This window comes from Geothermobacter ehrlichii (assembly GCF_008124615.1).
In the GTDB taxonomy this organism is placed as follows: domain Bacteria; phylum Desulfobacterota; class Desulfuromonadia; order Desulfuromonadales; family Geothermobacteraceae; genus Geothermobacter; species Geothermobacter ehrlichii.
In genome coordinates this window covers 1-11,524 of record NZ_VNIB01000022.1, presented here as the reverse complement: position 1 = coordinate 11,524, position 11,524 = coordinate 1, and the positions used below count along the sequence as shown (strand labels likewise).

At 62.4% G+C, this 11,524-nt stretch carries 11 protein-coding genes and 1 pseudogene; 8 read left to right on the top strand and 4 right to left on the bottom strand.

The genetic code is table 11. The features are described from left to right. A pseudogene (locus EDC39_RS15000) lies at window positions 1–344 on the bottom strand (TRAP transporter substrate-binding protein); the annotation flags it as partial. 236 nt (window positions 345–580) lie between these two features. Between EDC39_RS15000 and EDC39_RS15405 the strand changes: the two are divergent. The 6 genes from EDC39_RS15405 to EDC39_RS14970 all read left to right on the top strand — a co-directional run bounded on the left by EDC39_RS15405 (window position 581) and on the right by EDC39_RS14970 (window position 6,676). Continuing rightward, window positions 581–3,505, top strand: a complete 2,925-nt coding sequence (locus tag EDC39_RS15405) for an efflux RND transporter permease subunit (RefSeq protein ID WP_187426828.1) — start codon at window positions 581–583, stop codon at window positions 3,503–3,505. 60 nt (window positions 3,506–3,565) lie between these two features. After that, entirely contained in the window at window positions 3,566–4,348 is a 783-nt protein-coding gene (locus EDC39_RS14990) for an outer membrane lipoprotein-sorting protein (RefSeq protein ID WP_148897206.1), read from the top strand. A 2-nt stretch (window positions 4,349–4,350) separates the two neighbouring features. Then, window positions 4,351–5,652: a hypothetical protein gene (locus EDC39_RS14985; protein WP_148897205.1), complete on the top strand. Its 1,302-nt coding sequence runs from the start codon at window positions 4,351–4,353 to the stop codon at window positions 5,650–5,652. Between the two features lie 15 nt (window positions 5,653–5,667). After that, on the top strand, window positions 5,668–5,859 hold the full coding sequence (locus EDC39_RS14980; RefSeq protein WP_148897204.1) for a YgaP family membrane protein: 192 nt from the start codon (window positions 5,668–5,670) through the stop codon (window positions 5,857–5,859). Window positions 5,860–5,866: 7 nt separating this feature from the next. Further along, the gene (locus tag EDC39_RS14975; RefSeq protein WP_148897203.1) at window positions 5,867–6,283 is read left to right on the top strand and encodes a C-GCAxxG-C-C family protein; all 417 of its coding nucleotides are present in this window, start codon (window positions 5,867–5,869) and stop codon (window positions 6,281–6,283) included. A 171-nt stretch (window positions 6,284–6,454) separates the two neighbouring features. Beyond that, window positions 6,455–6,676: a hypothetical protein gene (locus EDC39_RS14970; RefSeq protein WP_148897202.1), complete on the top strand. Its 222-nt coding sequence runs from the start codon at window positions 6,455–6,457 to the stop codon at window positions 6,674–6,676. 63 nt (window positions 6,677–6,739) lie between these two features. On the opposite strand, the gene EDC39_RS14965 is transcribed toward EDC39_RS14970, so the two are convergent. Beyond that, window positions 6,740–8,419, bottom strand: a complete 1,680-nt coding sequence (locus EDC39_RS14965) for a methyl-accepting chemotaxis protein (protein ID WP_148897201.1) — start codon at window positions 8,417–8,419, stop codon at window positions 6,740–6,742. A gap of 122 nt (window positions 8,420–8,541) precedes the next feature. Between EDC39_RS14965 and EDC39_RS14960 the strand changes: the two genes are divergently transcribed. After that, window positions 8,542–9,339, top strand: coding sequence for a TatD family hydrolase (locus EDC39_RS14960; RefSeq protein ID WP_148897200.1), 798 nt, complete (start codon window positions 8,542–8,544; stop codon window positions 9,337–9,339). Between the two features lie 32 nt (window positions 9,340–9,371). Next, on the top strand, window positions 9,372–10,151 hold the full coding sequence (locus EDC39_RS14955; protein WP_148897199.1) for a tRNA threonylcarbamoyladenosine dehydratase: 780 nt from the start codon (window positions 9,372–9,374) through the stop codon (window positions 10,149–10,151). Between the two features lie 158 nt (window positions 10,152–10,309). Here the strand turns inward: EDC39_RS14955 and EDC39_RS14950 are convergent, their stop codons facing one another. Together EDC39_RS14950 and EDC39_RS14945 are read right to left on the bottom strand one after the other, a co-directional pair. Continuing rightward, complete coding sequence (locus EDC39_RS14950) at window positions 10,310–10,642, bottom strand: magnesium chelatase subunit ChlI family protein (protein ID WP_148897198.1); 333 nt, start codon at window positions 10,640–10,642, stop codon at window positions 10,310–10,312. A gap of 93 nt (window positions 10,643–10,735) precedes the next feature. After that, the gene (locus EDC39_RS14945; protein ID WP_246140271.1) at window positions 10,736–10,957 is read right to left on the bottom strand and encodes a recombinase family protein; all 222 of its coding nucleotides are present in this window, start codon (window positions 10,955–10,957) and stop codon (window positions 10,736–10,738) included. Between the last annotated feature and the right edge of the window lie 567 nt (window positions 10,958–11,524).

The window sequence follows — 11,524 nt, the reverse complement described above, 5'->3', positions numbered from 1 at the left end:
TTGGCGGCGGCCACCGAGGAGGCCATCATCCCCTGCACGGCGCCGATCTTGAGCTTGGCGATGACGTCCTTCTCCCCGCCGAGCTGCGCCAGGGGGCGGAAATCGACATAGAGCCGGCCGCCCGATTTTTCCCAGACGGCGTCACGGATCCGGTAGCCGACGGCGATCCCCTCGATGACCGGATGCGAGACGTTGGAGAGGATGTAGGTATACTTGGCACCGGATGGATCGAATTTCGGCTTCCAGGCGGCCAGGAGGTCTCTCTTGCCGCCCGCCAGGGCCGGAGCGGCGGAGAGGGCGAGAACGAGGTTCAGGAGCAGAATGCTGCGCAACAGTTGTCTCATCGGGTGGCCTCCAGAACAGTGGTCAAGGGGGTTGTTCGAGTCTTGCATCTTAAGGGCAGCTCTGATTTTTTTCAAATCTTTTTGCGGGTTTAGGGGCGCGAAAAGACTTTTAAAGGCAGGCAAACCAGTCAAGAGGAAACCAGATTGTATAATAGATGACGGCGGGGGTTGACTTTATTGCAAAAGACATATATATATTTTTTTGAATTTAATTCCACACAACCGGAGGCCTAACCATGAAACTGGCCCTGACACGTTTCAGTCTGCGCTATCCCTGGCTGGTCATGCTGCTGGTGTTGATCGGCACCGTCTTCTTTGCCGTCCAGTTCCCCAAGGTCCATTTCGACAACGACCCGGAGAACATGCTCGACGCCAAGGAGGCGGTGCGGGTTTTTCACCACCAGGTCAAGCAGAAGTACAACCTCTACGATTTCGTCATTGTCGGCATCAGCAACGAGCAGAACCCGGACGGGATCTTCAACGTCGGCACCCTGGGGCGGATCGACCGGCTGACCTGGCAGTTGCTGGGCCTGCATCGCACCGAGGATGGCCGGGTTGCGGTGCGCGATCCGGACGGGAAGGAGCGGATTCTCGATCTGACGCCGGCGAGCGCCTGGCAGCGGGCGCTGAACGTCGCCTTTCGCCATGATCCCAACCGGCTGTTCACCGAAAGCGGCGAGAGTGCCCTGATCGGTCGCGAGCTTATCAGTCCGAGCGTGGTTGACAATCTCAAGCAGGCCGAGCTCGGTTCGCTGAAGCTCGAGTACCTGATGGAGCATCCGCCGAAAACCCGGCAGGAGGCGCTGCGCATCCGCGACGACGCCATGAGCAATCCCCTCTACAAGGGGACCCTGGTGGCCGAGGACGGCAAGGCGATCTGTCTCTACCTGCCGATCCGCGACAAGACCTTCAGCTACAATGTCGCCAACCTGGTCCGGGCGCTGACGGCGGACTGGCCGACGGAGGATCAGGTGCACATCACCGGCCTGCCGGTTGCCGAGGATACCTTCGGTGTCGAGATGCTGGTGCAGATGGCGACCTCGGCGCCGTTGGCGATGCTGGCGATCTTCATCCTGCTGCTGATCTTCTTCCGCCGGGTAAGCATCATCATCGCGCCGATGCTGGTGGCCATGGTCAGCGTCATCTGGGCCATGGGCCTGCTGATCGGGCTGGGCTATGACGTACACATCATGAGCTCGATGATCGCCATCTTCCTGATGCCGATCGCCGTCGCCGATTCGGTGCACATGCTGAGCGAGTTCTACGACACCTATCACCGCTACGGCGACAAGAAGGAAACCATGCTCAACGTGGTGGGGCATCTGTTCATGCCGATGCTCTACACCTCGCTGACCACCATCGCCGGTTTCGCCTCGCTGGCGACGACGCCGATTCCGCCGGTGAAGGTTTTCGGCCTGCACGTCGCTTTCGGGGTGGCCGTGGCCTGGCTGCTGACCATGACCCTGGTGCCGGCCTACAGCGCCATCTTCATTTCGGAAAAATCCCTGCAGAAACTGCGGGCGCAGCACGAGGCCGGCGAGCGCTCAACCATGAGCCGGTTCCTGGAGAAGCTGGGCCGCTTCAGCTACCTGCGCTGGCGGCTGATTCTCGGGGTAACCGGGCTGGTGCTGGTGGTGTCGGTGGTCGGCATCAGCCGGATCCAGGTCAACGACAACCCGGTCAAGTGGTTCACCGCCGATCACGAAATCCGTCGCGCCGACGCCGTGCTCAACCGTCACTTCGGTGGCACCTACACCGCCTACCTGACCCTGTGGCCGGCGGCGGACAACGGTCCGAAGGCCGCTGAACTCCAGCAGGCGCTGCTGATGGCCGTCCGCGAGGAATTTGCCGCCGCCGACAGCGGACAGCTCGCCGGCTTCGTGCAGAAGCTGCAGGCGCTGGATCCTGCCGGTGACGCGACCGGGTTCGCGGACCGGGTTCGCGCCTTGGCGCGTGAATACGACCAGCAATTGCTGGCCGGCTGGCAGCAGCTCGGCGATGCCGTCGCCTATCTCGATCCGGCTGGGCTCGATCTGGCGGAGCTGAAAAAGCGGCTGCTGGCGGAAGCGCCGAAGCAGGCTGCCGTCATCGACGAGCTGCTGCGCCAGCTCGGGGATAGCGATGCGCGCGGCGACGAGCTGATCGACCAGGCCCTGGCCCTGATCGACGCCCGGCAGCAGGCGGGACTGGAAGCCTTCGTAGACCGGTGGCTGCTGGCCGCCAACGCGCCGCTGTTCAAGCGACCGGCGATGCTGCGCTGGGTGGAGAAGCTGCAGCTCGCGCTGGCGAGTGACCCGGTGGTCGGCAAGAGCTCCTCGGCGGTCGATGCCCTGAAGAAGGCCGCCTACGAGCTGCAGTACCGTCCGGACCAGTCCGAGGAGCGGAACCGGGCCCGGTTTGCCGTTCCCGAGACGGTGCCGGCCGTGGCCCAGGTCTTCACCCAGCTGGAGGGGATGAAGAAGAAGGACAGTCTCTTCCACCTGGTGACCCGCGATTACCGGGAAGCCAATATCTGGGTACAGCTCAAAAGCGGTGACAACAAGTACATGGAGCAGGTGGAGCGGGATGTCGAGCGGTTTTTCCGCGACAACCCGCCCCCCTTCCCGGTAAAACACGCCTGGGCCGGCCTGACCTACCTGAACGTGGTCTGGCAGGACAAGATGGTGCGTGGCATGCTCTTCTCCCTGGCCAGCTCCTTCGTGGTGGTGCTGCTGATGATGGTGGTCCTCTTCCGCTCGCCGCTGTACGGACTTCTGGCCATGCTGCCGCTGTCGGTGACCATCGCCTTCATCTACGGCCTGATTGGTCTGGTGGGCAAGGACTACGACATGCCGGTGGCGGTGCTTTCGGCCATGACTCTCGGTCTGTCGGTCGATTTCGCCATCCACTTCCTGGAACGGGCCCGGCAGCTGCAGCAGAAGCTCGGCAGCTGGCAGGCGGCGGCCGCCGAGATGTTCAAGGAGCCGGCTACCGCCATCAGCCGCAACGCCCTGACCATCTCGATCGGTTTCACGCCGCTGCTGGTGGCGCCGCTGGTGCCCTACAAGACCGTCGGCTTCTTCCTGGCGACCATCATGGCGGTTTCCTGGCTGGCGACCCTCTTTTTGCTGCCGGCACTTTTGACCCTGCTGCGCAAGCGGGCCTTCGGCGAAGAGTCATGACCGGCCGACGGCGTTTCCGGGCCGGTCACCAACCCCTGATCTGAGGAAAGGAATGGAGCCATGAAACGACTTCTCTTGCTCTTTGTCCTGCTGTTTCTCTGGCCGGCCGGCCAGCTGCTGGCCGCGCCCGATGTCGAACAGATCGTCGAGCAGGCCAACCGCGCCGCCTACTATGCCGGCAGGGACGGCCGCGCCGACGTACACATGGTGATTTACGATGCCCATGGCGGTACGCGCGAACGCAGGTTCACCATCCTGCGACTCAACGTTGCCGGTGACGACCAGAAGTTCTATGTCTACTTCAAGGCCCCGGCCGACGTGCGCAAGATGGCCTACCTGGTCTGGAAACATGTCGGCGGCGACGATGACCGCTGGCTGTGGCTGCCGGCACTCAACCTGAAGAAGCGCATCGCCCCCGGCGACAAGCGGACCAGCTTCGTCGGGTCCGATTTCTTCTACGAGGATGTCTCCGGCCGCGGCCTGGAAGAGGACGTGCACGAACTGGTCGGAGAAACCGAGACCGCCTGGCTGGTCAAGAACACCCCCAAGGATCCCGGGAGCGTTGAGTTCGCCTGGTACCAGGTGTGGATCGACAAGGCGACCAGCCTGCCGGTGAAGGCCGAATACCACGACCGCGAAGGGAAACTCTATCGCCGGGTGAGCGCGGCCAGGATCGAGACCATCCAGGGTTATCCGACGGTGGTCGAGGCGGTGGCCGAGGACCTGCGGGCCGGAACGCGGACGGTCAACACCTTCAGCAACGTCAAGTACGACATCGGCCTGAAGGAACGGATCTTCACCGAACGCTTCCTGCGGCGGCCGCCTCGTGAGGTGACGCGGTGAAAATGACAGCCAGAAAACCGGGACAGTTTCTTTGCGCCGTGCTGGCAGCGCTGCTGATACTGGCGGTTGCTCCCTCCGGCGCTAGAGCCGGCCTGCTCGACGAGGTCGATCTGCACGGCTTCTGGGACAACCGGGCCGGCCTCCGGCTGCAGGACGACGCCTACCAGCGGCGCACCAGCCTGCTCGAATCGCGGCTGCAGCTCGAGGGGCTCTATCAGGGCGATGTCGTCACCTGGCAGGTGCGCGGCGACTTTGTCGCCGATGACGTGACCGAAGAGCATGACGTCGATCTCGAGGAAGGGAGCGGCTGGTTCGATCTGCGCGAGGCGAACCTGCTCGTCTCGCCCACTGACTGGCTGGATCTCAAGGTCGGCCGGCAGATCCTGACCTGGGGCACCGGAGACCTGCTCTTTCTCAACGACCTCTTCCCCAAGGACTGGCAGGCCTTCTTCATCGGTCGCGACGTCGAGTATCTGAAGGCCCCGAGCGACGCGCTGCTGGCCAGCTTTTATCCCGAGTGGGGGACCATCGATCTGGTCTACACCCCCAGGTTCGATCCCGATCGCTTCATTCGCGGTGAGCGGATTTCCTATTACAATCCCCTGCTCGGCCGCACCGCCGGCCGCGACGCCCCGGTGCGGGTCGACGAGCGGCGGGACTGGTTCGACGAAGACGAGTTCGCCCTGCGCGTCTCCCGCAACATCGGCAGTTTCGAAGCCGCCCTCTACGGTTATCTCGGCTACTGGAAGAGCCCGGCCGGGTTCGATGCGGCCTCGGGGCGCAACACCTTCCCCCGGCTGAACGTCTGGGGGGCGAGCCTGCGCGGGCCCGTCGCCGACGGCATCGGCAACCTGGAGCTGGCCTGGTACGATTCGCGCGACGATGCCGGGGGAGACGATCCGCTGCTGCCGAACAGTGAGGGAAGGCTGCTGCTCGGCTACGAGCGGGAGCTGGCGCGCGATTTTACCATCGGGCTGCAGTACTATCTCGAGCGGCTGCTCGACTATGACGCCTACCGGCGCACCCTGCCGGCCGGAACGCCGAAACGGGACGAAAACCGGCATCTGCTGACCCTGCGGCTGACCCGGCTGCTGCTCAACCAGAACCTGACCCTGTCGCTGTTCGCCTACTATTCGCCGAGCGACGAGGACGCCTACCTGCGCCCTTCTGCCAGCTACAAGCTGACCGACAGCTGGCAGCTGAGCGGCGGCGGCAACATCTTTGCCGGCCGAAGGGACCATACCTTCTTCGGCCAGTTCGAGGAAGCCACCAACGTCTATGCGGCCATCCGCTACAGTTTCTGAACAAGGAGAAAAGCCATGACCATCAATCGTTATCTGCGTCTGATCGCCGGATTCTTCGTCATGCTGAGCGTGGTGCTCAGCCAGGTGCACAGCCCCTACTGGCTCTATTTCACCGCCTTTGTCGGCCTGAATCTCTTTCAGAGCGCCTTCACCAACTGGTGCCCGATGATGACCATTCTGCGCAAGCTGGGGGTCAAGGAAGGGTGATGCCGGCATGAGGCTTTTTGGTTGCCGGGCCGGGAAAAAATCCGATACGGAATCTGACGAATCCGTTGCGGAAAAGGCCGGCCGCCTGTTCGATCGGGGGAACAACTGTGCCCAGGCGGTGTTGCAGGCGACCCTCGGCATCGACGACCCGCGTCTGCTGGACGTGGCGGCGGCCTTCGGATCCGGAATCGGTGGCCAGAAATGCCTGTGCGGGGCAGTCAGCGGAGGAGTGATGGCGCTCGGTCTGGCCGGACGGCCCCGGCTGGCCGGGCGCCTGGTCGCGAAGTTTCGCCGGCGAAACCGGACGACCTGCTGCAAGGCGCTCAGCGCTCCTTTCCGCTGGATGAGCCGGGAGCATCTGGCCAATTGCCGTCGACTGACCGCCGAAACGGCGACACTGGTCAACGAACTTTTGCGGGGCTGATCGCACCGAAGCCGACAGACACCTCTAACTTTTTTGTCGTAATTAGTCGCATCTTACTGTAAAATCTCGCGCCAAAAAACCCGCACACAGCGTGTGGCATTGTCGGTCGTCCGGTCGGAGCCAGGCAATGGCGGGAGGGGGGGAAAGCGATTTTCAGCAGGAGGATGTGAGATGAACGAGTGTGAACTGTTGGCGACGTGCGGCTTCTTTCAGAAGTACCAGAGCTCTCTCGACATGGCTTGCCGGGGATTCGTCAAGACCTATTGCCGGGGAGAGAAAATGGATGAATGTCGCCGCAAGGAATACCGGCGGCAACACGGAAAGTCCCCCCATGATGACATGTTGCCTACCGGGCAGATGATGCCCAGGGAATACCAGCAGTCGGCGAGATAGGGAGATTCAGGCAAAAACCCCGAAAGCGGGTTTGTCGGGGAGGCAGGTAGCCGGTCCGGCGGTTCAGATGTTGAAGATCTCCGCCTGCTGCCGCAAACGTTCAGCCAGGGATTCCAGCTTTTCGATGTGCTCCAGAATATCCCGGGCCCTTTCTGCGTTCTTGCGCAGGCGTTTTTCCGAAGCGGCAAAATGCTCGAAGACCTGTTGTGCCGTTTCGCGCTGGAAGTTGACCGCCTCCTGAATTGCCAGAACCTGCCGTTCCCTTTCGGCCAGGCCCCGGTCGAAATCACGGTTGGCCTGCACCTGTTCTTCCATGCCGCGCGCGATCTGGTCCGAGGCCGCTTTCATCTGTGTTACTCCCTCCTGGATGCGGGTAATGGCGGCCTGCTGTTCCTGAATGGCGCGGGCAACCGCCTTAACGGAGCGCAGGCTGCGTCCAGCGTCGTCGAGCAGAATACGCGCCTTTTCCGCCTGAGTGCCGGTGGTCCCGGCAATCTCCTCCGAGGCGCTGACCGCCTCGCGGGAGCTGTTGAAAATCTTTTCCAGCGCTTCGCCTGCCGATCGCGACAGCTCCTTGCCGTGTTCGATGCGTTTACCGGTGGCGGCGACGGCACTGGTTACCTCGCGGGTTTCGCCACCGATCGCCTTGACGATGCGCTGGATCTCCTGGGCGCTGGTGGTGGTGCGGTCGGCCAGATCCCTGATCTCGTCGGCGACGACTGAAAAGCCCTTGCCCTCCTCTCCGGCCTTGGCGGCGATGATGGCGGCATTGAAGGCGAGCAGCTCGGTGTCCGAAACCAGCTCGCGGATCACCTCGATGATTTTCGCCACCTCGCCGGTCTGCTGCGCCAGTCGGTCCATGGCCTGCATCGCCTTACGGCTTTCCTGTTCGATCAGATCCATTTCCTTGATGGCGCGTTGTACGACCACCATGCCGTTTTCGGCGTCTTTCTGTACCGTTTCAGCCTGGCGGGCACTACTCTGGACCCCCGCACGGATTTCTTCCAGAGCGGTGCGGGTTGCGTCGAGGTCCTGCGCCGTTCCCTCGACGGTGCGGGCGATCTCATCGGCCTGGCTCGAGACCTCCACCACGCTGGCCGCCAGTTCGTCGACACTGGAGGAGGTCTCGAGAAACTTGGCGGTGGAATGATCCATGGCCGCCGCCATCTCCTCGAGGGAAGCCGAGAGTTCGCGCGACATCGAGGCCTCGTCCTGCGCCCGGCTGCTCAGCTGCCGGACCAGTTCGGACACCTCGGCCTGTTTGGCCTCCATGGCTTCGACCTTCTTGTGCGTCTCGAGTGCCGAGCTGAGCCCCTCGTGAGCGCGATCGGAAAGATAGCGGCTGCCTTCCGCCATGGCATGGTAGAGTGGCACGAACTCGTCGATGGTCGCCAGCAGGTCGCGAACCAGGCGTTCGACCTGGGTGACCGAAGCCGAAACGGCCTGGTGCAGGCCCTCGACCGTCTCGCTTTCCATGTCGATGGTCCCGATCAGCGGCTGCAGCAGGTCAAGCTGTTGCCGGAGCTGCTTTTTCAGGGTGAAGCGGACGAAGAAGAACATGGCGGCGCCCATGACATAGCCCATGACCAGGCTGCTGATGATGAAGGGCAGGGTCTGTGCCCTGGAGCCGATGAGAGGGGTGACAGCGAAGGGAAAGAGCAGGCCGGTGACAATTCCGGTGGCGTGGGTGAAATAGAAGACCTTGCGGATGTAAGAGATACTGCTGGCGGATGTCTCTGCCATGGTGCCACACCTTCCATTGTAAATATGGAAAATTTAATCGATTAGTAAGTATCATGGCTCGGCAGCCCTGGCAAGAAAAAGCAGGTTTTATGCGCCCTGCGCCTATGCTAGCATGCCTGACGATGAAGGCGGATCAATCCCAGCTGTTCGATACCCATGTGCATCTGGATCGTCTCGGTCCGGATCAAGATTCCGCCACGGCGTTGGCGGAGGCCGGGCGGGCCGGGGTAGGCGCCTGGCTGGTGCCGGGGGTGCGGCGCCAGCATTGGCCGGATCTCCTGTCGCTGGCCGGCGCCCCCCGGATCTGGGCGGCGCCGGGACTGCATCCGATGATGGCCGGGCAGTGGGGCGCTGCGGCCGAAGTCGAACTGGCCGAACTGTTGCAGCGGCCCGAATGCGTCGCGGTTGGCGAGATCGGTCTGGACGGTCTGCTCGATGTGCCCTTCCAGCTGCAGGAGCCGGCCTTTCGCGGCCAACTGCGGCTGGCGGTGGCGGCCGGCAAGCCGGTGCTGATCCACTGCCGGCGGGCCTGGGGCGAGCTGCTCGCCATTTTGCGTCAGGAACAGGCCGGTCGGGTCGGCGGCATCCTGCATGGTTTCGGCGGCAGTCCGCGGATCGCCAGCGAGGCGCTCGAACTCGGCTTCGTCATTGCCTTTGGCGGCCCGCTGACCTATCCCAACGCCCGCAAGCGGGTCGAGGTTCTGCGGACGCTGCCGGTTGAGGCGATAGTCCTGGAAACCGATGCCCCGGATCTGCCGCCGCATCCGCACCGCAAGGAGCCGAACCGTCCGGAGTGGCTGCCGCTGATCGCACGACGGGTGGCCGAAATCAGGGGCTGGAGCCTGGCGGAAACAGCACGCATCACCACGGCGAACGCCCGGCGGGTGTTGAATCTGCAAAAGGAGTGGGGACAGAACTGAATTCTGTCCTCCTGGGGTGCTTCGAGGCGATTATGAATGAACATCGTTTTTCCCGGTTGCAGTTGCTGGTCGGAGAGGCCGGCCTGCAGCGTTTGCGTTCGGCGTCGGTCGCCGTGTTCGGCATCGGCGGAGTCGGTAGCTATGCCGCTGAAGCTCTGGCGCGCGGCGGCGTCGGTCGCATCACCCTGGTCGATTTCGACGACATCTGTCTGACCAATGTCAACCGGCAGATTCATGCTCTCGACGGTACCATCGGCCGGCCCAAGGTCGAGGTGATGGCCGAACGCTGCCGGGCGATCAACCCGGCCTGCGAGGTGCGGCCGGTGCAGGCCTTCTACGACGCCGGGCAGAGCGAAAAGCTGCTCGGCGGCCGCTACGACTATGTGCTCGACTGCATCGACCACATCACCGCCAAGCTGCACCTGATCGAATCCTGTCTGCGGCAGCAGATGCCGGTCATCGCCTCCATGGGGGCGGCCAACAAGCTCGATCCGACCCGGATCCGGGTCGCCGATCTGGCCGACACCCAGAAATGCCGCCTGGCCCGCATCATCCGCCGCGAGCTGCGCAAGCGCGGTATCGACCGGGGGGTGAAGGTGGTCTATTCGACCGAGGAGTTTCGCCCCCTCTCCGCCCAGAGCGCCATCTGCGCCGAAAACTGCATCTGCCCCAACAAGGACGACCAGCGCTGGCGCTGTACCGACCGACGGGTGATTCTCGGCAGTTCATCGTACATCCCCCCCATCTTCGGCCTGACCATGGCCGGCGAGGTTATCCGGGATCTTGTGGAGGAGGCTGGACATCGGTCCTGACGCTGTTTGATGATGAGGGATGCCTCTCTTCGTCACCGAACGACAGTGTCGTTGACATGAATGACTTTTTGGTGACAGAGCGGCAGGGACGTCCGCAAGATTGGTTGTTGTCGCCGGACACATTTGTCGCCCGGGCGGGGTGACGAAACGGGAATTTGCTACCCCAGCTTCCGGTCCAGCCCACGGTACTGCACCGCCTCGGCCAGGTGCGGCTGGCGGATGCTTTCCTCTCCCGCCAGGTCGGCGATGGTGCGGGCGACCTTGAGGATGCGTGCGTAACTGCGGGCCGACATCCCCAGCCGGTCGACCACCATTTCCAGCAGCTTTTCCCCTTCGCTGTCCAGTCGGCAGAACTGCTTCAGGTGCCGGGCCTGCATCTGGCTGTTGGTGTGCAGGCCGAAGGGTTCCAGGCGTTGCCGCTGAATCTGTCGCGCCGCCTCCACCCGGGCGCGGATGGCGGCGGAAGGCTCGGCGCCGGTGGTGGCGGCCAGGTCTTTGTGGGCGACGCGCGGCGCCTCGATGTGCAGGTCGATGCGGTCGAGCTCGTTTTGAGGTGATCGATCTCGGCCTGTATCCTCGGCAGTTCATCCTGGATTTTCTCCTTTCGCTCTTTCTGCGGCAGAAAACGCATCCGTGAAGATGCGCCGGTCGATGCTCTTGTCCGCCACTTCAGACAAGTCGTAAATCTCCACAACCTGCCAGCCTTTGATCTCGGCATACATGCGAGCGCGGGCCTCGTGGTTCCTGGGGGATTCGCCACGGGCCTGATCTTCGGTTGAGACTCTGATCCAGATGCCTACGTTCATGGAAGACTATGGTGTTGTCGGGTCAAGAGCAACATGTTGAAAACCATGGCTACGATTGAATTTTGAAACAACCTGACCGAAAACCAGGAGGCGACTTGCAGGGGGATGGTCGACTGCAACGAGCTACGTCCACATGACTCTTTGCTGAATTGTTCGAGAGGAGTTGTCCTCTTTTGTTTGGGGAAGGGCCTGTTTTGGGCGGTGGAAAGAGAGCCGGTGGAATTAGCTGTCGGGGCTTCATGAAACGTTCATGTGGTTGGTTTTGTGTGCCCGCAAAATGGGTTCGCCCATCAATGGTTCATGGACGAATCATTTGACCTAAAATGCAAGCCTGTGTATAGTCGACGTTTGTTAAAACGGACTGGGGGGCTGTCGGCGTGTGTTGTCTTTCTTTGATCTCCTGTTTGGGCTGCTGAGGGGTAGCTTGGTTGCACAAATTTGGTGACCTGCTCATCGGTGGCGCAGTTTTGCCTGGCCTTCCCCCGGCTTAGTGGACACCGGGTTAGGCTGCAAGTTTAAAATAGGCCGCTTCGTATTCAGCCGGGCTTTTGTAGCCCAGCGTTGAGT